This is a genomic window from Serratia sp. SM04 (assembly GCF_040280225.1).
Lineage (GTDB): Bacteria > Pseudomonadota > Gammaproteobacteria > Enterobacterales > Enterobacteriaceae > Serratia > Serratia sarumanii.
In genome coordinates this window covers 22234-44113 of sequence record NZ_JBEOQT010000002.1, presented here as the reverse complement: position 1 = coordinate 44113, position 21880 = coordinate 22234, and the positions used below count along the sequence as shown (strand labels likewise).

The 21880-nt window shown below is 59.5% G+C and carries 18 protein-coding genes; 15 read left to right on the top strand and 3 right to left on the bottom strand.

The genetic code is table 11. From position 1 onward, the window contains the following. Entirely contained in the window at positions 1-1749 is a 1749-nt protein-coding gene (gene msbA, locus ABTW55_RS03235) for a lipid A ABC transporter ATP-binding protein/permease MsbA (RefSeq protein WP_021504329.1), read from the top strand. Next, positions 1749-2729: a tetraacyldisaccharide 4'-kinase gene (gene lpxK / locus ABTW55_RS03230; RefSeq protein ID WP_060419720.1), complete on the top strand. Its 981-nt coding sequence runs from the start codon at positions 1749-1751 to the stop codon at positions 2727-2729. Before msbA ends, lpxK begins: the two co-directional genes overlap by 1 nt. A 2-nt stretch (positions 2730-2731) precedes the next feature. Here the strand turns inward: lpxK and ABTW55_RS03225 are convergent, their stop codons facing one another. Further along, complete coding sequence (locus ABTW55_RS03225; RefSeq protein WP_033637856.1) at positions 2732-4138, bottom strand: VOC family protein; 1407 nt, start codon at positions 4136-4138, stop codon at positions 2732-2734. Positions 4139-4663: 525 nt separating this feature from the next. On the opposite strand from ABTW55_RS03225, the gene ABTW55_RS03220 reads away from it, so the two are divergent. From ABTW55_RS03220 to ABTW55_RS03195, 6 genes are all read left to right on the top strand, one after another. Beyond that, on the top strand, positions 4664-4873 hold the full coding sequence (locus tag ABTW55_RS03220; RefSeq protein ID WP_019454537.1) for a cold shock domain-containing protein: 210 nt from the start codon (positions 4664-4666) through the stop codon (positions 4871-4873). Positions 4874-5095: 222 nt separating this feature from the next. Continuing rightward, positions 5096-5317, top strand: a complete 222-nt coding sequence (locus ABTW55_RS03215; protein WP_004928241.1) for a cold-shock protein — start codon at positions 5096-5098, stop codon at positions 5315-5317. A gap of 113 nt (positions 5318-5430) precedes the next feature. Continuing rightward, a complete protein-coding gene (locus ABTW55_RS03210; RefSeq protein ID WP_033646612.1) occupies positions 5431-6657 on the top strand; it encodes a winged helix-turn-helix domain-containing protein in 1227 nt (408 codons plus the stop codon). 296 nt (positions 6658-6953) lie between these two features. Continuing rightward, positions 6954-7136 (top strand): Trm112 family protein, encoded by a 183-nt coding sequence (locus tag ABTW55_RS03205; protein WP_004928237.1) that lies wholly within the window; start codon positions 6954-6956, stop codon positions 7134-7136. After that, a complete protein-coding gene (kdsB, locus tag ABTW55_RS03200; RefSeq protein ID WP_004928235.1) occupies positions 7133-7882 on the top strand; it encodes a 3-deoxy-manno-octulosonate cytidylyltransferase in 750 nt (249 codons plus the stop codon). The genes ABTW55_RS03205 and kdsB overlap by 4 nt, the downstream gene beginning before the upstream one ends. A gap of 150 nt (positions 7883-8032) precedes the next feature. Continuing rightward, the gene (locus ABTW55_RS03195; RefSeq protein WP_033654240.1) at positions 8033-8929 is read left to right on the top strand and encodes a YcbJ family phosphotransferase; all 897 of its coding nucleotides are present in this window, start codon (positions 8033-8035) and stop codon (positions 8927-8929) included. 7 nt (positions 8930-8936) lie between these two features. Here ABTW55_RS03195 and elyC read toward each other — a convergent pair whose 3' ends face one another. Then, on the bottom strand, positions 8937-9710 hold the full coding sequence (elyC, locus tag ABTW55_RS03190; RefSeq protein ID WP_033646606.1) for an envelope biogenesis factor ElyC: 774 nt from the start codon (positions 9708-9710) through the stop codon (positions 8937-8939). A 152-nt stretch (positions 9711-9862) separates the two neighbouring features. Between elyC and cmoM the strand changes: the two genes are divergently transcribed. The 7 genes from cmoM (at position 9863) to ABTW55_RS03155 (ending at position 20591) form a co-directional block, all read left to right on the top strand. Next, positions 9863-10648 (top strand): tRNA uridine 5-oxyacetic acid(34) methyltransferase CmoM, encoded by a 786-nt coding sequence (gene cmoM, locus ABTW55_RS03185; RefSeq protein ID WP_033646604.1) that lies wholly within the window; start codon positions 9863-9865, stop codon positions 10646-10648. Continuing rightward, a complete protein-coding gene (gene mukF / locus ABTW55_RS03180; RefSeq protein ID WP_004928228.1) occupies positions 10645-11967 on the top strand; it encodes a chromosome partition protein MukF in 1323 nt (440 codons plus the stop codon). Before cmoM ends, mukF begins: the two co-directional genes overlap by 4 nt. Then, positions 11948-12676 (top strand): chromosome partition protein MukE, encoded by a 729-nt coding sequence (gene mukE / locus ABTW55_RS03175; RefSeq protein WP_033637863.1) that lies wholly within the window; start codon positions 11948-11950, stop codon positions 12674-12676. Before mukF ends, mukE begins: the two co-directional genes overlap by 20 nt. Further along, entirely contained in the window at positions 12673-17121 is a 4449-nt protein-coding gene (gene mukB, locus ABTW55_RS03170; RefSeq protein WP_350429237.1) for a chromosome partition protein MukB, read from the top strand. The genes mukE and mukB overlap by 4 nt, the downstream gene beginning before the upstream one ends. 220 nt (positions 17122-17341) lie before the next feature. After that, positions 17342-19150: a L,D-transpeptidase gene (ldtD, locus tag ABTW55_RS03165; protein ID WP_049233767.1), complete on the top strand. Its 1809-nt coding sequence runs from the start codon at positions 17342-17344 to the stop codon at positions 19148-19150. A gap of 180 nt (positions 19151-19330) precedes the next feature. Next, positions 19331-19879: a YcbK family protein gene (locus ABTW55_RS03160; protein ID WP_033637866.1), complete on the top strand. Its 549-nt coding sequence runs from the start codon at positions 19331-19333 to the stop codon at positions 19877-19879. A 64-nt stretch (positions 19880-19943) separates the two neighbouring features. Continuing rightward, complete coding sequence (locus ABTW55_RS03155) at positions 19944-20591, top strand: MBL fold metallo-hydrolase (protein WP_038880818.1); 648 nt, start codon at positions 19944-19946, stop codon at positions 20589-20591. Between the two features lie 76 nt (positions 20592-20667). On the opposite strand, the gene ABTW55_RS03150 is transcribed toward ABTW55_RS03155, so the two are convergent. Further along, a complete protein-coding gene (locus ABTW55_RS03150; protein ID WP_033637868.1) occupies positions 20668-21858 on the bottom strand; it encodes an amino acid aminotransferase in 1191 nt (396 codons plus the stop codon). Between the last annotated feature and the right edge of the window lie 22 nt (positions 21859-21880).

Below are 21880 nucleotides of genomic sequence, written 5' to 3'. Positions count from 1 at the left end.
ATGATGAATGATAAAGATCTCTCGACCTGGCAGACGTTCCGTCGACTCTGGCCGATGATCACTCCTTTTAAGACCGGGCTGATTGTGGCCGCCATTGCGTTGATTATGAACGCAGCGGGGGACACGCTGATGCTGTCTCTGCTTAAACCGTTATTGGACGATGGGTTTGGAAAAACCGACAGCAGCGTGCTGGTGTGGATGCCGCTGGCGGTGATTGCGCTGATGCTGATGCGCGGCGTGACCAGCTTTGTTTCAAGCTACTGCATTTCCTGGGTTTCCGGCATGGTGGTGATGCAGATGCGCCGCCGCCTGTTTGGCCACATGATGAGAATGCCGGTGGCCTTCTTCGATCAGCAATCCACCGGGACGTTGCTGTCGCGCATTACCTATGATTCCGAGCAGGTGGCGTCTTCTTCTTCCAGCGCGCTGGTGACCGTGGTGCGCGAAGGGGCCTCGATCATTGGCCTGTTCATCATGATGTTCTACTACAGCTGGCAGCTGTCGGTGATCCTGATCGTGCTGGCGCCGATCGTTTCCATCGCCATTCGCCTGGTGTCCAAGCGTTTTCGCAACATCAGCAAGAACATGCAGAACACCATGGGGCAGGTGACCACCAGCGCCGAACAGATGCTGAAAGGCCATAAAGAAGTGCTGATCTTCGGTGGCCAGCAGGTGGAAACCGAGCGCTTTAACTCGGTGAGCAACCGCATGCGTCAACAGGGCATGAAACTGGTCTCTGCGTCTTCCATTTCCGATCCGATCATTCAGCTGATCGCTTCGCTGGCCCTGGCGTTCGTGCTGTTTGCCGCCAGCTTCCCAAGCGTGATGGAAACCCTGACCGCCGGCACCATTACCGTGGTGTTCTCGTCAATGATCGCGCTGATGCGTCCGCTGAAGTCGCTGACCAACGTCAATGCCCAGTTCCAGCGTGGGATGGCGGCCTGCCAGACGCTGTTCTCCATTTTGGATATGGAACAGGAAAAAGACACCGGTACCCGCGAAGTGAAGCGTGCGAAAGGCGACATCGAATTCCGCAACGTCACCTTCTACTATCCGGCTAAAGAAACGCCGGCGCTGCGTGATATCAACCTGAAAATCGCCGAAGGCAAGACTGTGGCGTTGGTGGGCCGCTCGGGTTCGGGTAAATCCACCATCGCCAACCTGCTGACGCGCTTCTACGATATTCAGGAAGGCGAAATCCTGATGGATGGCCACGATCTGCGTGAATATACCCTGGCCTCACTGCGTAATCAGGTGGCGCTGGTCTCGCAAAACGTGCACCTGTTCAACGATACCATCGCCAACAACATCGCCTATGCGCGCGAGAGCGAATACAGCCGCGAGCAGATTGAGAAAGCGGCCGAAATGGCGTACGCGATGGACTTCATCAACAAGATGGAGAACGGCCTGGATACGGTGATCGGTGAAAACGGCGTGATGCTGTCCGGCGGCCAACGTCAGCGCATCGCCATCGCGCGTGCTTTGCTGCGCGATTGCCCGATCCTGATCCTGGATGAGGCGACTTCTGCGCTGGATACCGAATCCGAGCGTGCCATTCAGGCCGCACTGGACGAGCTGCAGAAAGACCGTACTTCGCTGGTGATCGCACACCGTCTGTCGACGATTGAGAAGGCGGACGAGATCCTGGTGGTGGAGGACGGTCGCATCGTCGAACGCGGCGAGCACGCCGAGTTGCTTGAACGGCAGGGCGCCTATGCGCAACTGCACCGCATGCAGTTTGGTCAATAATGATTGAGCGCATTTGGTCCGGCGGTTCGCTGCTTTATCTGGCGCTGCTGCCGCTCTCCTGGCTGTATGGCCTGTTCAGCTGGCTGATCCGCCTCAGCTACCGCTGTGGCCTGCGCAAAAGCTGGCGCGCGCCGGTGCCGGTGGTGGTGGTGGGCAACCTCACCGCCGGCGGCAACGGCAAAACGCCGATGGTGATCTGGCTGGTGGAACACCTGCAGCAGCGGGGCTATCGCGTTGGAGTGGTGTCACGCGGTTACGGCGGTAAGTCGGCGGTCTATCCCCTGGTGCTCAATCAGAATACCTCGACCCGCGAGGCGGGCGATGAGCCGGTGCTGATTTATCAGCGGACCGGTGCGCCCGTGGCGATCGCGCCCAAGCGAGCAGAGGCGGTGCAGGCCTTGCTGCAACAACAGCCGCTGGATGCGATCGTCACCGATGATGGCTTGCAGCACTATGCTTTACAGCGTGACTTCGAGCTGGTGGTCATCGACGGCGTGCGTCGCTTCGGCAACGGCTGGTGGTTGCCGGCCGGGCCGATGCGCGAGCGTGCTGCGCGGCTTGGCAGCGTCAATGCGCGCGTCGCCAATGGCGGCGTGGCGCAGGCCGGGGAAATTGCCATGCGCCTGCAGGCGCGTGATGCGGTGAACCTGCTGAGCGGTGAACGTCGCCCGGCGGCCGAGCTGCCGTGCGTGGTAGCGATGGCGGGCATCGGCCATCCGCCGCGTTTCTTCGCGACGTTGGAAAAACTGAACGTCGAGGTGGTGCAGGAAGTGGCGTTTGCCGATCATCAGGAATATCAGCAGGCGCAGCTGGCGGCGCTGGTTGCTGCCGATCAAACGCTGTTGATGACGGAGAAGGACGCGGTGAAATGTCGCGCCTTTGCCCAGCCCAATTGGTGGTATTTGCCGGTTGATGCGGTGCTACCGTCCGCTCAGGCTGAGCAACTGCTGCAGGATATCGAATCTCTGCTGACCAAGTAACCTCAGGATGTCAGCGTGGCAAGCCCCAGGGCTTGCGCGCAGGCTTCCAGCGAACGCTGCTGGGTTTGCTGATACAGCGCCAGCTCGTCGATCACCTCACTGCCCAACGCTTGTTCAAACGCTGCCCGGCTGGAAGCGGCGTTGTACTGCGCGTGGCGGCTGTCCCCCAGATTCGACTGGAAAATCCCCGCGGCGCTGACCGGCAGAAAATCTTCATACACCAGCGGCTGGAAGCGAACGTGTTCTTTCTCGATCAGTTGCTCCAGAGTGCTGTGCTTATCCAGCGACTCTTTGGCCGCCAGGCCGCATTCGGTCGGGAAATAGCGGAACCAGGCCAGCTGTTGCTCGCGCAGCGTGGCGTAATCATCCGGAAACGCCCGGAAGTTTTCCTCCAGCAGTTGATAGTAGCGCTCGGCATTTTTCTCGCTCGGCGGCCCCTGCAGCGCATCGTTGGTGGCCTGCAGCAGACGGTCGTAGAGTTCTCGTCCTTTCGTTGTCAGCGCAACACCGCGCTGTTCGATCTCGCCGAAGCGCGCGGTATGGTGGCCGGCGACGGCGCGGCCGTCATGCTCAACGAAATCGACGCGTTCTTCCAACGCCTTGAAGCTGGTTTGGCGCAGCAGGATCGCGCGACGACGGCGCGGCGGGCCCTCGATGACCGCCTTGGGCGTAATGCCGCGGCCGGGCATCGCCTGCTGAACGCGATCGATATCCAGCGTGCGCGGTGTCAGATGGTTGATATGCGGCCCTTTAAACGCCACCACGTCGGCGATCAGGCGATGCTGATCGTGCAGCTGCCGGTATTCTTCGGCGCTGACCGTCGCCTGGTTGTGCCAGCGGAAGGTTTCCAGCGCTTGTTCGACAAATTCTTGCGCCTGCACTTCATTTAGCCCGCCTTGCGCTTCCTGCAGCGCGATCAGCTCCAGCGCGCGATCGGTAAAGATGCGGCGGCGCGCCAGCAAGCGCTCGGCCAGCGCACGCAGCGCGGGATCTTCTATCAGTTCCAGGCGCAGCAGGGAGGTGAACACGCGGAAAGGGCTGATCTGCAGCGCGTCTTCGTGTACGGCGCGAAAAGCGGTGGAGTGCACCGGAACGCCCGCCACCGACAGGTCATAGTAACCGACCGGTGCCATGCCCATCACCCGGAACAGGCGGCGCAGGGTGGCCAGCTCGTCCGCGGTGCCGACCCGGATGGCGCCGTGGCGCTCCATCGCCAGGCGTTCTATCTCGCCGGTAATTTGCAGTTGATGAGCCAGTGCGGCATCTTCGCGCAGAACCTGTCGGTTGGTTTCCGCCACCAGCTCCAGCAGATCGCCGTACAGCGGCACCTCCTTTTGATACATGTCCGACATCGCGTGAGAGAATCTGGCGCGGATTTCATTAGGTGAAACGAACTGCTGGGCGGTCATGCGCATAGCTCCTTGATTCAGCATAATCTGAAAAATCGTGTTTTTAGCGGCAAAAGTGCTGGCGAAAAAGCCGTCTGCCTTGTTTTCCCCTCAAGTTTAGCTATCTGGTTTGGGATTTGTTATAGACGTGGCAAGCATATTAGAGTTTTATGCGTCAGCTCTCATTTGCAGCGCACAGACGGGCAAAAGATGCCCTGGCGAGCGGAGAGACGCGGTGATTCGGCCGCGGCGACCATTAAATTAAGTCATGCATATTCAGGGAGATAAAAATAAATTCGGCTTATTTATGAATTTAAGGCAATAAACCTCTTGTGCATTCACCAGTTTTATGAGTAAATGCAAGTCGGCCTGTAATCCAGACCTATTTATGTTCGAGTTTAGAGTTAAGCAGTTCCTCCAAAAACGTTATCATCCGATTCCGCTTCAAAGACGAACCTTCTAAGTACCTCCCATAAGTAATGTTTCTGAAACGGCCCCAATTGCCTCTTATGGCAGGTTTTGTAAATATATTTAAAGGTAAATGTAATGTCTAAGAAGACTGGTCAGGTTAAGTGGTTCAACGAAAGCAAAGGTTTTGGTTTCATTGAGCAGAACGACGGCGGCAAAGATGTATTCGTACACTTCTCCGCAATCATGACCGACGGTTTCAAGACCCTGGCTGAAGGCCAGCGCGTCGAGTACACCATCCAGGACAGCCCGCGCGGGCCGGCTGCCGCCAACGTAGTTGCTCTGTAAGAATACAGGGAACGCGTATAAGAGATCTTAATACAACCATGGTGATGCGTCAGCGCTGAGTCATGCGGAAGATATTAAGTTCTACAAGCCCGCCTTAGTGCGGGTTTTTTTATTTTTTGCTCACGAGAGGTTTGTTACGAAAAACTTTAGGATGGGCTGGTAGCGTCCAGACAATATAAAAAATGACGTTGTCAAGGATGCTCAAGTAAAAGGATATAAGTTATGTTTAAAAATACTGTGTTAAAAATGGGCCGCGTGAAATGGTTTAATCAGGCCGAAGGCTATGGTTTTATTTCACCGGTAGATGGCAGCGACGAAATCTATGTCAATCGCAACGCTATCGCCAACACCAAAAATAAGTCGTTGAACGAAGGTCAGAACGTCGAGTTCTCGATCTATCGCAGCTCACATGGGCTGTCCGCGGCAGACGTTATCGCGTTCTGATCGCATCCACCTTCCTCGCCAGTGCCGGTGTCGCCACCCGCATGCACTGGCGAAGATAAATCCCTCGATATCCACTATTATCAGGCCATTGCCTACTTGCCACGGATATCAGGATGACCACCCCGATAATTTCCCTTACCGCCGCTCGCGCGTTGCACCTTGCCGCCCAGGGGCTGCTTTCTCCGCTTAAACGCCAGGCTCGGCCCGATGACGTCGTGAACGCGATCCAGCGCATGGGGCTGTTACAAATCGATACCATTAGCGTCGTCGCCCGCAGCCCGTATCTGGTGCTGTTCAGCCGTTTGGGGGCCTATCAACCGGAATGGCTGGAGCAGGCGCTCGCCGGCCGCAAGCTGTTCGAGTATTGGGCGCACGAAGCCTGTTTCCTGCCGATCGAGGATTTTGGTCTGCTGCGGCATCGCATGCTGGCGCCGCATGATATGGGCTGGAAATATTCCGCCGACTGGGTGCAGCAGCACCAGGCGGCGATGGACAACCTGCTGCGGCACATCGAACAACAGGGGCCGGTGCGCTCCGCCGATTTCAGCGCCGAGAAGAAAGGCAACAGCGGATGGTGGGACTGGAAACCGGAGAAACGGCATCTGGAGATCCTGTTTACCGCCGGCAAGCTGATGGTGGCCGAGCGTCGCAACTTCCACCGGGTTTACGATCTGACCGAAAGGCTGCTGCCGGCCTGGGACGATGCGCGTCATGCGCTGCCTGCGGAGCGGGCGCGCCGGCAAATGTTGCATCGCACCTGCCGCTATCTGGGCATTTTCCGCGCCGAATGGTTGGCGGATTACTATCGGCTGAAACGCGTGGCGCCAAAAACTTTGCTGGCAGAGCTGCAGGATCAGGGGGAGATTTCGCCGGTGCGGGTAGAGGGGCTGGAAGGGCAGTTCTATGTGCATGGCTCACTGACGGAATTGCTGCCGCTGGCGGAACAGGGCAAGCTGAAATCGACGGTCACCAGCCTGCTGTCGCCGTTTGATCCGGTGGTTTGGGATCGCCGCCGGGCGCTCGAGCTGTTCAACTTTGACTATCGGCTGGAGTGCTATACGCCGAAAGAAAAACGCCGCTATGGCTACTTCACCTTGCCGGTGCTGCATCGGGGTGAACTGGTGGGGCGCATTGACGCCAAGGCGCACCGCCGCCAGGGGGTGTTCGAGATCATCAGCTTTCATGCGGAGCCGCGGGTGCGCTTCGGCAAACGGCGGGCCCAGGATATTCGGCAGGCCATCGCGCGTATGGCCAAATGGCACGGCGCGCAACGCGTCGCGCTGGGCGACATTCCGGCAGCGTTGGCCGCTGAATGGGGTGCCGGCTGGGAAGTGGGATAACGAGCGACGCCGTCGGTGGGGTAAAACGAAGTTCAGCGCCGCTCGTTACAAAGGGGCTCAGTGGCTGAAGTTAGCGAACAGAGCGATGATTTTATGCAGACGTTTGATCACGTATCACGGCCTTTTTGTGATTTGTATCACAAAATTCTACGCCGGGATGCGCCGCAGTTCAAGCTGTTGCGCCGGCGCGCTGAGGAAATATCGGTGGGTTGGCGCCGCCGGTGATTAACCTGAGGCCGGGCGTTATGCTATCCTCACTGCCTTTCCCAGATGACCAATCCCCTAGCGGAGGATGCATGGACCACCGTTTACTCGAAATCGTTGCCTGCCCGGTATGCAACGGCAAACTCTATTTCAATAAAGAAAACCAGGAACTGGTGTGCAAAGCGGACGGGTTGGCTTACCCGCTGCGCGACGGCATTCCGGTGCTGTTGGAAAATGAAGCGCGTGCGCTGTCGCTGGATGAGAAGCACGCATGAGTTTTATCGCTATTATTCCCGCCCGCTACGCCTCAACCCGTTTGCCGGGCAAACCGCTGGCCGATATTCACGGCAAGCCGATGGTGGTGCACGTGATGGAGCGCGCCCGCGAGTCCGGCGCCAGCCGCGTCATCGTGGCGACCGATCACCCTGAAGTTGCCAAAGCGGTGGAAGCCGCCGGCGGCGAAGTGTGCATGACCAGCCCGGATCACCATTCCGGCACCGAGCGTCTGGCGGAAGTGATCGCGCACTACGGCTTTGCCGACGATCAGATCATCGTTAACGTGCAGGGCGACGAACCGCTGATCCCGCCTGTGATCGTGCGTCAGGTGGCTGAGAATCTGGCGGGCAGCCAGGCCGGCATGGCGACGCTGGCGGTGCCGATCGAGAGCGCCGAAGAGGCTTTCAACCCCAACGCGGTGAAGGTCGTGATGGATGCGCAGGGCTACGCGCTCTATTTTTCACGCGCCACCATTCCGTGGGATCGCGAGCGTTTCGCCGCGTCGAAAGAGAGCATCGGCGACAGCCTGCTGCGTCATATCGGCATCTACGCCTATCGCGCCGGCTTCGTGCGCCGCTACGTCAGCTGGGCGCCGAGCCAACTGGAGCAGATCGAGCTGTTGGAACAGCTGCGGGTGCTGTGGTACGGTGAAAAAATCCACGTGGCGGTCGCGAAAGCGATCCCGAGCGTGGGAGTCGATACGCCGGAAGATCTCCAGCGCGTGCGCGACAGCATTCAACCCTGAGCCTGAGTTCGTCGGCGCGGCGCGCAACGCGCCGACGATGTAATACCCTCCATTATTGATCCCCGTTTTGTTGATCTGCGTTGAAGAATTTTTCCGCTCACCGTTCGATGATGTTACGCATCCCCCCTATTAGCCTGAGGTGAATGCCTTATGGAGCAGTTACGCGCCGAACTGAGCATTGTGCTGGGTGAGTCCATCAGCCGGCTGGAGCGGGTGAGCGAGCAGCCTTATGCGCATATGTATTCGCTGTACGATCGGCAGGGCAACGCGATCCCGCTGATGGCGAAAAGCTTTATCTGTCAGGGTATCGCCCAGCAGGAGGCGTACAAGCTGTCAATGCTGGCGCGCGACGGGGATATTCGCCTGCCTACGGTGTACGGCGTGGTGTGTACCCACCAGGCGCCGTACAAGGAAATCCTGCTGATCGAGCGCCTGCGCGGCGTGTCGGCTGAAGCGCCGACGCGTTCGCCGGATCGCTGGAATATGCTGATGGAGCAGATCGTTGACGGGATATTGGCCTGGCACCGCATCGACAGCCACGGCAGCGTCGGCAGCGTTGACAGCACGCAGGAGAACGACTGGTTTTGCTGGTATCAACAGCGGGTCGAAGTGCTGTGGGCGACGGTGGTCAATCTCACCACCCCGCAGCTGACCATGGCGGATCGCCGTTTGCTGTACCGCACGCGCGAAGCGCTGACCCATTTTTTCGTCGGCTTCGACGATCCTTGCGTTCTGGTGCACGGCAACCTGTCGCTGCGCAGCATGCTGAAAGATCCCAAAAGCGATCAACTGCTGGCGATGCTCAATCCCGGCGTGGTGCTGTGGGCGCCACGCGAATACGATCTTTTCCGCCTGTGCGAGGCGGGTATGCCCAGCCAACTGCTGTTCAGCTATCTGCGGCGGGCGCCGGTCGCCGACGCTTTTCTGGCGCGGCGCTGGCTGTACGTGGTGTGGGAAGCGGTGGGGCGTTTGATCCATACCGGCAAGCTGGAGCGGCGGCCGTTCGACTATGCGTCGCAACAGCTGCTGCCCTGGCTGGCCGGTTGAACGGGCCTTACTCGGCGCCGGCGCGGTCCGCGCCTTTCAGCCATTGCCACAGGCTGCCCAGCGTTTCATACCAGGCGCGCTCGGTATGGCCGAGGAACATTGACGACGGCGTGGCGCGATCCCAGATATTCAGCGGCGAGTCGATCGCCAACTGGTTGGCCGGCGCCGGGATCGGGTGCAGGCCCTTGGCCTTGAAGAAACGCATGGCGCGCGGCAGATGGTTGGCGGAGGTGACCAGAATGAAGGGTTGCTCGCCGACCAACTTGGCGACCTGAGCGGCCTCTTGCTCGGTATCGCGCGGTTCCCCCAGGATCACCATATCACTGCGCGGCACGCCCAGGCTTTCGGCCACCAGCGCCGCAGTGGCGGCGTTGCTTTGCATGCGTCCGGCGGACGCGCCGGTAAACACCATCCTGGCACCGGGATGCGCAAGATAAAGCCGCACGCCTTCCGTCACGCGCGGCAGACTGTTGCCGAGCAGGTTCGAGCTGGGCGCCCAATCGGGATTGTAGGTATAGCCCCCGCCCAATACCACGATGTAGCTGACCGGATCGTTGCCGCGATAAGTCTGGTATTCGGCTTCGATCGGCCGCAGCAGCCGGTCGGCCACCGGTTGCAGGCTGAAAAGCAGTAAAAACAGCCAGCTCAGCGTGAAAATCGTCTTACCGCTTTTTTGCCAGCGGGTGAACCACAGCAGCAGCAGCGCCAGCCCCATCAGCAGCATCAACAGCGGCAGCGGCATCAGCATGGCGCCAAAGAACTTTTTCAGGTTGAACAGCATCGAAAATCAGATCCTTTTGGGTGAAAAAGCGGCATCCAGGCATAAACGGGCCGCAAGAAGATACATTCTAAGCCAGTCTGTGCCAAAATAGCAGGTTTGAATGGGCGTGCGCTTTGCCGCCGACAAGAATGAGATCAGCGGAGCCGTTGTCCATGCAGGATCGCAATTTTGACGATATTGCTGAAAAATTTGCGCGTAATATTTACGGCACCACGAAAGGAAAAATCCGCCAGGCGGTGGTTTGGCAGGATCTGACCGGGCTGCTGGCGCAGTTGCCGCAGCGGCCGCTGCGCATCCTCGACGCCGGGGGCGGTGAAGGCCATATGGCCTGCCAACTGGCAGAATTAGGACATCAGGTGTTGTTGTGCGATCTTTCTGGTGAGATGATCCAGCGCGCCGCGCAGCTGGCGGAGCAGAAAGGTGTGAGCCAGAACATGCAATTCGTACAAAGTTCTGCGCAGGATATCGCTCAACATTTGGAACAGCCGGTTGATCTGATATTGTTTCATGCAGTGCTTGAATGGATCGCCGAGCCCGAAGCGGCGCTGCGGGCGTTGTATGACTGCCTGACGCCGGGCGGTGCGCTGTCGCTGATGTTCTTCAACGCCAACGGCCTCTTGATGCGCAACGTGGTGTTGGGTAATTTCCAACTGGTGGATCCCGAGGTCAGGCGGCGCCGCAAGCGTTCGCTGTCGCCGCAATATCCGCACGATCCGCTATTGGTCTACGGTTGGCTGGAACAGCTGGGCATGCGCATCAGCGGCAAAACCGGGGTGCGGGTGTTCCACGACTATCTGCAGAGCAGACAGCTGCAAACACAAAAATTTGAAGAGTTACTGGCGCTTGAACAGCACTATTGCCGGCAGGAGCCGTACGTGAGTTTGGGGCGCTATATTCACGTCATGGCGCATAAACCAAACCTGAAGGACGAACTATGAGTGAATTTTCCCAGACAGTACCCGAACTGGTCGCCTGGGCACGGAAAAATGATTTCTCTATTTCGCTCCCTACTGAGCGTCTCGCATTTTTGCTCGCCATCGCCACCCTGAACGGCGAACGGCTGGACGGCGAGATGAGCGAAGGTGAGCTGGTTGATGCATTTCGCCATGTCAGTAAGGGTTTTGAACAGACGCATGAAACGGTGGCGATGCGCGCCAACAATGCGATCAACGACATGGTGCGCCAGCGCCTGTTGAACCGCTTTACCAGCGAACTGGCGGACGGTAACGCGATTTACCGCCTCACGCCGCTGGGCATCGGCATTACCGATTACTATATTCGCCAACGCGAATTCTCCACGCTGCGTCTGTCGATGCAGCTGTCGATCGTGGCGCAGGAGCTCAAGCGCGCCGCCGACGCCGCCGACGAGGGCGGCGACGATTTCCATTGGCACCGCAACGTGTTCGCGCCGTTGAAATATTCGGTGGCGGAAATCTTCGACAGCATCGACATGACCCAACGCGTGATGGACGAGCAGCAGCAGAGCGTGAAAAACGACATCGCGGCGCTGCTGAGCAAAGACTGGCGGGCGGCGATCTCCAGCTGCGAGATGCTGCTGTCAGAAACCTCGGGCACCCTGCGCGAGCTGCAGGATACGCTGGATGCGGCGGGCGACAAGCTGCAGGCCAACCTGCTGCGTATCCAGGACGCCACCCTCGGCAACGTGGAGCTGGGCTTCGTCGACAAGCTGGTGTTCGATCTGCAAAGCAAGCTGGATCGCATCATCAGCTGGGGCCAGCAGGCGATTGACCTGTGGATCGGCTACGATCGCCACGTGCATAAATTTATCCGTACCGCTATCGATATGGATAAAAACCGCGTGTTCGCCCAACGCCTGCGCCAATCGGTGCAAACCTATTTCGACCACCCGTGGGCGCTGACCCATGCCAATGCCGATCGTCTGCTGGATATGCGCGACGAAGAACTGGCGCTGCGCAGCGAGGAAGTGACGGGGGAACTGCCGCCGGATCTGGAGTTCGAAGAGTTCAGCGAAATTCGCGAACAGCTGGCGGCGATGATCGAAGAGGCGCTGAAGGTGTATCAGGAACAGCAGATGCCGCTCAACCTTGCAGCGGTGATGCGCGATTATCTGGCGCAATATCCGCGTGCGCGTCATTTCGACGTGGCACGTTTAGTGGTCGACCAGGCAGTGCGCCTCGGTGTGGCTGAAGCAGATTTCTCAGGGTTGCCGGCGGAATGGCAGGCAATCAATGATTACGGAGCCAAGGTCCAGGCCCATGTCATCGACAAATATTGAACAAGTAATGCCAGTCAAGCTGGCCAAGGCACTGTCCAACTCGCTGTTCCCGGCGCTGGACAGCCAACTGCGCGCGGGTCGTCACATCGGTATCGATGAGCTGGACAACCATGCCTTTTTAATGGATTTCCAGGATGAGCTGGAAGAATTTTACACCCGTTACAGCGTCGAGCTGATTCGGGCGCCGGAAGGTTTCTTCTATTTGCGCCCGCGCTCTACCACGCTGATCCCGCGCTCGGTGCTGTCCGAGCTGGATATGATGGTGGGTAAGATCTTGTGCTACCTGTACCTCAGCCCCGAGCGCCTGGCGCACGAAGGCATTTTCAGCCATCAGGAGCTGTACGACGAGTTGCTGAGCCTGGCCGATGAGAACAAGCTGCTGAAGTTCGTTAATCAGCGCTCCACCGGTTCGGATCTCGATCGGCAGAAGCTGCACGAAAAGGTGCGCACCTCGCTGAACCGCCTGCGCCGCCTTGGCATGGTCTACTTCATGGGCAATGACAGCAGCAAGTTCCGCATTACCGAGGCGGTGTTCCGCTTCGGCGCCGACGTGCGCAGCGGCGACGATCCGCGTGAAGCGCAGCTGCGCATGATTCGCGACGGCGAGGCGATGCCGGTTGAAACCAGCCTGTCGCTGAACGATGAGAATGAGGCTGAGGATCAGCAGGTTGATAACGCTCCTGACGGTGCAGAGGATGAACAGGAATGATTGAACGCGGTAAATTTCGCTCGCTGACGCTGGTTAACTGGAACGGCTTCTTTGCCCGCACCTTTGATCTGGATGAGCTGGTGACCACGCTGTCCGGCGGTAACGGGGCAGGGAAATCCACCACCATGGCGGCTTTCGTCACCGCACTGATCCCCGATCTGACGCTGCTGCACTTCCGTAACACCACCGAAGCGGGCGCCACCAGCGGTTCGCGCGATAAAGGCCTGCACGGCAAGCTGCGCGCCGGCGTGTGCTACTCCACCCTCGACGTCGTCAACTCGCGCCACCAGCGCGTGGTGGTCGGCGTGCGTCTGCAGCAGGTAGCGGGGCGCGATCGCAAGGTCGACATCAAACCGTTCACCATTCAGGGCCTGCCGACCGCGGTGCAGCCGACCGAGCTGCTGACCCAGACCGTGGGTGAGCGCCAGGCGCGCGTGCTGTCGCTGCAGGAACTGAAGGATCGCGTGGAAGAGATGGAGGGCGTGCAGTTCAAGCAGTTTAACTCCATCACCGATTACCACTCGCTGATGTTCGATCTGGGCGTGATCCCGAAACGCCTGCGTTCGTCCGCCGATCGCAGCAAATTCTACCGTCTGATTGAAGCGTCGCTGTACGGCGGTATTTCCAGCGCTATCACCCGCTCGCTGCGCGATTACCTGCTGCCGGAAAACAGCGGTGTGCGCAAGGCGTTCCAGGATATGGAAGCGGCGCTGCGCGAAAACCGCATGACGCTGGAAGCGATCCGCGTCACCCAGTCGGATCGCGATCTGTTCAAGCATCTGATCTCCGAGGCCACTTCCTATGTGGCGGCGGACTATATGCGCCACGCCAACGAACGCCGCATCCATCTGGACGGCGCGCTGGCGCTGCGCAACGATCTGTTGGGCAGCCGCAAGCAGCTGGCCGCCGAACAGTATCGCCATGTGGAAATGGCGCGCGAGCTGAGCGAACAGAGCGGTGCCGAATCCGATCTGGAAACCGATTACCAGGCCGCCAGCGACCACCTGAATTTGGTGCAGACGGCGATGCGTCAGCAGGAGAAGATCGAGCGCTATGAAGCCGATCTGGAAGAGCTGACCTACCGTTTGGAAGAGCAGAACGAAGTGGTGGCCGAGGCCAGCGAGCAACAGGCCGAAAATGAAGCGCGCGCCGAAGCGGCCGAGCTGGAAGTGGATGAGCTGAAGAGCCAGCTGGCCGACTACCAGCAGGCGCTCGACGTGCAGCAGACCCGCGCCATTCAGTATCAGCAGGCGCTGCAGGCGCTGGAGCGCGCACGCGCGCTGTGCCAACTGCCGGACCTGACCGCCGATAACGCCGAACAGTGGCTGGATACCTTCCAGGCCCGCGAGCAGGAGGCGACCGAAGCGCTGCTGATGCTGGAACAGAAGCTGAGCGTGGCCGACGCCGCGCACGGCCAGTTCGAACAGGCCTATCAGTTGGTGGGTAAAATCGCCGGCCAGGTCAGCCGCAGCGAAGCCTGGCAGTGCGCGCGCGAATTGCTGCGCGACTGGCCTTCGCAGCAGCACCTCGCCGAGCGCGTTCAGCCGCTGCGCCTGCGCCTGAGCGAACTGGAACAGCGCCTGCGCTCGCAGCAGGACGCCGAGCGCCTGCTGCAAGAGTTTTGCAAACGCCATGGCCAAGAGTACCAGCCGGACGATCTTGACATGCTGCAGCAGGAGCTGGAAGAGCGCCTGGAAGCGCTGTCGCAGAACGTTAGCGAAGCCGGCGAGCGCCGCATGGAGATGCGCCAGGAGCTGGAGCAGATCCAGCAGCGCATCCGTGAGCTGACGGCGCGCGCGCCGGTGTGGCTGGCGGCGCAGGACGCTCTGAGCCAGCTCAGCGATCAGAGCGGAGAGCCGCTGGAAAACAGCCAGCAGGTGACCGAATACATGCAGCAGCTGCTGGAGCGCGAGCGTGAAACCACCGTCGAGCGCGACGAAGTGGCGGCCCGCAAACGTGAAGTGGAAGCGCAGATCGAACGTCTCAGCCAGCCGGGCGGCGCGGAAGATCAACGCCTGGTCACGCTGGCCGAACGTTTCGGCGGCGTGCTGCTGTCGGAAATTTACGATGACGTCACCATCGACGACGCGCCTTACTTCTCGGCGCTGTACGGCCCTTCGCGCCACGCCATCGTGGTGCCGGATCTGTCGCTGGTGCGCGAGATGCTGGAAGGGCTGGAAGATTGCCCGGAAGATCTTTACCTGATCGAAGGGGATCCGCAGTCGTTCGATGACAGCGTATTCGCCGTCGAAGAGCAGGAAAAAGCGGTGGTGGTGAAAATCGCCGATCGCCAGTGGCGTTACTCCCGCTACCCGGAAGTGCCGTTGTTCGGCCGCGCGGCGCGCGAAAACCGCCTGGAAGTGCTGCATGCCGAGCGTGAAACGCTGGCGGAGCGCTACGCCACGCTGTCGTTCGACGTGCAGAAAACCCAACGTTCGCACCAGGCTTTCAGCCGCTTTATCGGTACCCATCTGGCGGTGGCGTTCGACGCCGACCCAGAAGCGGAGATCCGCGGCCTGAACGCCCGCCGTGGCGAAATCGAACGCGCGCTGAACAATCACGAAGCGCAGAACCAGCAGCAGCGTCAGCAGTACGATCAGGCCAAAGAGGGTATTTCCGCGCTCAACCGCCTGATGCCGCTGGTGTCGTTGCTGAACGATGAAACGTTGCAGGACCGCGTCGACGAGATGCGCGAAGAGCTGGAAGAAGCGCAGGACGCCGCGCGTCATATTCAGCAGCACGGCGTGTCGCTGGCCAAGCTGGAGCCGCTGCTGTCGGTGCTGCAGAGCGATCCGCAGCAGCATGAACAGCTGCAGCAGGATTACGCGCAGGCGCAAAGCGTGCAGCGTCAGGCGAAACAGCAGGCGTTCGCGCTGACCGAAGTGGTGCAGCGTCGCGCGCACTTCAGCTACACCGACTCTGCCGGCATGCAGAATGCCAACAACGATCTGAACGACAAGCTGCGCCAGCGTCTGGAGCAGGCGGAAGCCGAACGCGCCCGCGCCCGTGAGCAGCTGCGCCAGTATCAAACCCAGTTCACCCAGTACAGTCAGGTGCTGGCTTCGCTGAAAAGCTCGTACGACGCCAAGCGCGACATGCTGAAAGAGCTGAGCCAGGAGCTGGTGGACATCGGCGTGCAGGCCGACGCCAATGCCGAAGCGCGCGCCCGCGCGCGTCGCGACGAACTGCATGCGGCGCTGAGCAACAACCGCGCTCGCCGCAATCAGCTGGAGAAACAGCTGACCTTCTGCGAAGCCGAAATGGACGGCCTGCAGAAGAAACTGCGCAAGCTGGAACGCGATTATCACCAGTTGCGCGAGCAGGTGGTGACCGCCAAGGCGGGCTGGTGCGCGGTGATGCGCCTGGTGAAAGACAACGGCGTGGAACGCCGCCTGCACCGCCGCGAGCTGGCGTATATGGATGGCGACGAGCTGCGCTCGATGTCGGATAAGGCGCTCGGCGCGCTGCGTCTGGCGGTGGCGGATAACGAACACCTGCGCGACGTGCTGCGCCTGTCGGAAGATCCGAAGCGGCCGGAGCGTAAGATTCAGTTCTATATCGCGGTGTACCAGCACCTGCGCGAGCGCATCCGTCAGGACATCATCCGCACCGACGATCCGGTCGAGGCCATCGAACAGATGGAAATCGAGCTGGGCCGTCTGACCGAAGAGCTGACCGCGCGCGAGCAGAAGCTGGCGATCAGTTCGAAAAGCGTGGCCAACATCATTCGCAAAACCATTCAGCGCGAACAGAACCGCATTCGCATGCTGAACCAGGGGCTGCAGGCCGTTGCCTTCGGCCAGGTGAAGAGCGTGCGGCTGAACGTCAATGTGCGCGAAGCGCATGCCACCTTGCTGGACGTGCTCTCCGAGCAGCAGGAACAGCATCAGGATCTGTTCAACAGCAACCGCCTGACCTTCTCCGAAGCGTTGGCCAAACTGTATCAACGCCTGAATCCGCAGATCGACATGGGGCAGCGCACGCCGCAGACCATCGGCGAGGAGTTGCTGGACTACCGCAACTACCTGGAGATGGAAGTGGAGGTATACCGTGGCTCCGACGGCTGGCTGCGTGCGGAAAGCGGCGCGTTGTCTACCGGTGAAGCCATCGGTACCGGGATGTCAATCCTGGTGATGGTGGTGCAGAGCTGGGAAGAAGAGTCCCGTCGCCTGCGCGGCAAAGACATCTCGCCGTGCCGCCTGCTGTTCCTCGATGAAGCGGCGCGTCTGGATGCCAAGTCGATCGCTACGCTGTTCGAGCTGTGCGACCGTCTGGAGATGCAGCTGATCATCGCGGCGCCGGAAAACATCAGCCCGGAGAAGGGCACCACCTATAAACTGGTGCGTAAGGTGTTCCAGAACCACGAGCATGTGCACGTGGTGGGGCTGCGCGGTTTCGCCGGCGAGCCGCCGGCGCTGGGTGCTGCGCCGGTTGAAACGCCGTAACGCAGAAAAACGCCCTAAAAATCCGAAAATAGCCGCCGCAGGGTGGCTATTTTTTTGTGCGCGTGGATGATAGTCCTGCTTTTTTATCCGTTGAAAAGCGGTTAGTTTAATCACATAAACAGTTATTCGGCGCCCGCAGGGCGAAACGGCCTTTCTGTTTGTATACTGAAACTATATGCAGTTTTTGACGTTTTTTTTGTGAGCATACAGGGGGCAAGGGATGTTGCTTAAAAAGGGAAACTCTCTACGACGTTTGGCGCTGAGTGGCGCTATCGCCTGTAGTCTTGTGTCGTCGTTTTCCGCATCGGCCACCGTCCCGGCGTTGCCGGTGGCATCAGCAGGCATGTCCGTTGCGCAGAGCCGTTCTGAACTGCTGGCCGCGTTGCCGCGCGGCATGGATTTGCACTACCTGTCCACGCTGGCGCCGCTGTATGCGGCGAATCACATGCAGCCGATGTGGCAGGATCGCGAAGCCGTTCAGCAATTTCAGCAGCAGCTGGCCGAGCTGGCGATGTCTGGCGTGCAGCCGCAGTTCACCCAATGGGTGAAGATGTTGACCGATCCGGCGCTCAGTGAAGCGGGCCGCGATGCGGTGCTGTCCGATGCGATGCTGGGCTATTTGCAGTTCGTCTCCGCCATCGGTGCCAACGGCAACAACTGGCTGTACAGCAATATTCCCTACAAGCTTGGCTTGCCGCCCACCGCGGTGATCAACCAATGGCAGCTGGCGGTGCGCCAGGCGCGTACTCTGAGCTACGTGAATTCGCTCGCGCCGCAGCATCCGCAATACGCCAAGATGCATCAGGCGCTGCGCGACATGCTGGCGGACAATCGTCCCTGGCCGCAGGTGGGCAGCGGCCCGAGCCTGCGTCCAGGCCAAATGAGCAATGATATTCCGGCGCTGCGTGAGATCCTGACGCGCACCGGTATGCTCGCCGCCGCGGCGCCGGAAGCGGAGCCGGAACCGGCGGTGGTCTCGGCGAAGATCAATGAGCCCGACGACGGCGGGCTGACGGTAGACGAAGAGAAAAGCCGCGTGACGGTCAGCCCATCGGCAGCGCCGGTGACGGAGCTGACCGCGGAACAGACGCCGCCGCAGATTGGCAGCGTGGTGAGCGATAACCTCTATACCGACGAACTGGTGGAGGGCGTCAAGCGCTTCCAGAAATGGCAAGGGCTGACGGCGGATGGCGTGATCGGCGTGCGCACCCGCGAGTGGCTCAACGTGTCACCGAAAACCCGCGCCGCGCTGCTGGCGCTGAATATCCAGCGCCTGCGGATCCTGCCGGGGCATGTCGGCACCGGCATCATGGTGAACATTCCCAACTATTCGCTGACCTACTACCAGAACGGCAATGAGGTGCTGTCTTCCCGCGTTATCGTCGGGCGGCCGAGCCGCAAGACGCCGCTAATGAGCAGCGCGTTGAACAACGTGGTGGTCAATCCGCCGTGGAACGTGCCGACTACCCTGGTGCGTGAGGACATTGTGCCGAAGGCGATGCGTGACGGTAACTACTTCCAGAAACACGGCTATACCGTGCTGTCGGGCTGGAGCAACGATGCGGAAGTGATCAACCCGGCGATGATCGACTGGAGCATGGTCTCTGCGCGCAACTTCCCGTATCGCGTGCGTCAGGCGCCGGGCGCCACCAACTCGCTGGGGCGCTTCAAGTTCAATATGCCGAGCTCGGACGCTATCTACCTGCACGATACCCCGAACCACAGCCTGTTCCAGAAAGACATCCGCGCGCTCAGCTCCGGCTGCGTGCGGGTGAACAAGGCTTCCGATTTGGCGAATATGCTGCTGCAGGACGCCGGCTGGAACAACAGCCGCGTGTCTTCCACGCTGAAAGAAGGGAATACCACTTATGTGAATATTCGCCAGCGTATTCCCGTAAAACTGTATTATCTGACCGCCTGGGTTTCGGATGACGGCCAACCGCAATTCCGTACAGATATTTACAATTATGATAATACGGTGCGATCGGGCGCACAAATTTTGGCTCAGGCCAAAAAATTAATGCAGTAAATGCAGTAATTATAAATAAATAACGGTCAGAATGTTTGGCTATACCGCAGGCCCTCGTAGCCGGGGGCCTGTAAACCTAGGCGTATCGCGGGTTGACTCAGCATACGCAGGCGGTTATGGTTCGGACAGTGCGCTGCTTTGTGCATTTATTTTGACATTCTTGCCGGGTTTAACAGAGTCATGGACAAAATTGATCATCACCGCCGTAAATGGCTGGCGCTAGGTGGCGCCGCTATGGGCATAGCGCTGCTTCCAGGGCAGGCGTTTGCCAGTATTTCCACCGCTCGACCGCGTATTTTAGTGTTGAATAACCTGAATACCGGTGAATCTATTAAAGCCGAGTTCTTTGACGGCAAAGGTTACAATAAAGAAGAGTTGGTGCGGCTAAATCATCTGTTCCGCGATTATCGCGCCAACAAGGTTAAATCGATCGATCCCCGCTTGTTTGATCACCTCTATCGTCTGCAGGGGCTGCTGGGCACCAGCAAGCCGGTGCAGCTGATATCCGGATACCGTTCCGTAGACACCAACAACGAACTACGTGCGCATAGCCGCGGCGTGGCTAAGCACAGCTACCACACCAAAGGCCAGGCGATGGATTTCCACATCGAAGGTATCCAATTGAGCAATATCCGCAAAGCGGCGTTAAAAATGCGCGCCGGTGGTGTAGGATATTACCCACGTAGCAACTTCGTACACATCGATACCGGCCCGGTTCGGACCTGGTAATCGCTGTGCCGTCAGTGAATAACGCCGCCCCTTGCGGAAGCGGCGTTATTGTCGTTGGAGCCTTATGAAATACCATCTTATTCCCGTTACCGCCTTTAGCCAGAACTGCAGTCTGATTTGGTGTGAAAACACGCAGCAGGCGGCGTTGGTCGATCCCGGCGGTGAAGCGGAAAAAATCAAAGCGGAAGTCGCGCGGCAGGGGGTGACGATCACCCAGATTTTGCTGACGCACGGCCATTTGGATCATGTCGGCGCGGCGGCGGAGCTGGCGGACCATTATCAGGTGCCAATCTATGGCCCGGATAAAGAAGACGCGTTTTGGCTGGACGGTTTGCCGGCGCAGAGCCGGATGTTTGGGCTGGAAGAGTGCGCGCCACTGACGCCGACCCGCTGGCTGTCGGAAGGCGATGAGATGCAGGTGGGCGAGATGACGCTCAAGGTGTTGCATTGCCCTGGGCACACGCCGGGCCACATCGTCTTTATCAATGAGCAGGCGCGTTTGGCGCTGGTGGGCGACGTGCTGTTTAACGGCGGCGTGGGGCGCAGCGACTTCCCGCGCGGTGACCATCAGGCGCTGATCGCCTCTATTCGCACCAAACTGCTGCCGTTGGGCGACGACATGCGCTTTATTCCCGGCCACGGCCCGATGTCGACCTTCGGCCACGAGCGCCAGACCAACCCGTTCCTGCGCGAAGAGCCGGCGGTGTGGTAACGATTATTTCCCGGCAGAAATAATCAAGGGCGCATAGAGCGCCCTTTTTTACGATTTATGACCTGCGTCGATGCCTTTAGAGCACGGCGACGATGGCTTCACACAGCGGCGCCATGTTGTCCGGCGTCATGCCGGCCACGTTTACCCGGCCCGAGTTCACGGCGTAGACGCCGAACTCTTCGCGCAGACGCAGCACCTGTTCTTTGGTCAGGCCGCTGAACGAGAACATGCCGTTCTGTTGGATGATGAAGCTGAAGTCCTGCTGCGCGCCTTTCTCCTGCAGGGTGTTCACGAACAGCTGACGCATGCGGTGAATACGCTGGCGCATGTCGGTCAGCTCCTGCTCCCACATCGCGCGCAGCGCATCGTTGCCCAGAATGGTGGCGACAACCGCCGCGCCGTGTGACGGCGGGTTGGAGTAGTTGGCGCGAATGGCCGCTTTCACCTGGCTGAAGGCGCGATCGGCGGTTTCGGCATCGGCAGCCACAATGGTGCAAGCGCCGACGCGCTCATTGTACAGGCCGAAGTTTTTCGAGTAGGAGCTGGCAACGATCAGCTCTTGATGTTTGGCGGCGAAAATACGCAGGCCCTGCGCATCTTCTTCCAGACCGTTGGCGAAGCCCTGGTAGGCGAAATCGAACAGCGGCAGCCAGCCATTGGCGACGGAAAGCTCAGCCAGCTGTGCCCACTGTTCCGCCGTTGGATCGATACCGGTCGGGTTATGGCAGCAGCCGTGGAACAGCACCACATCACCGGCCTGTGCCTGTTTCAGGCTGTTCAGCAGGCCGTCAAAGTCCAACGCGTGGTTGGCGGCGTCGTAGTAGGCGTACTCCAGCACTTCCAGGCCCACGGCGCTAAAGACGTTCTTGTGGTTTGGCCAGCTTGGGTTGCTGATCCAGATGCGCTTGGCGCTGGTCTGGTTGGCGATAAAGTCTGCCGCCACGCGCAGGCCGCCGGTGCCGCCGGGCGTCTGTGCGGTACGCGCGCGCCGCGCGGTAACGATCGGGCTCTCTTTGCCGAACAGCAGCTCTTGCGTGCAGCTGGCGAACGCCGGGATGCCTTCAATGCCGAGATAGTTTTTGGTGGTCTCGTTTTCCAGCAGATACTGTTCAGCTTTTTTTACGCTGGTCAGCACTGGCGTTTTGCCAGTTTCGTCTTTATAAACGCCAATCCCTAAATTGATTTTATTCGGGCGGGCGTCGGCGCGGAAAATGTCGGTCAGGCCCAGGATCGGGTCGGCGGGTGCGGCGGTGATTTTTTCAAACATGTCAGGTGCTTCCAAATCTCGG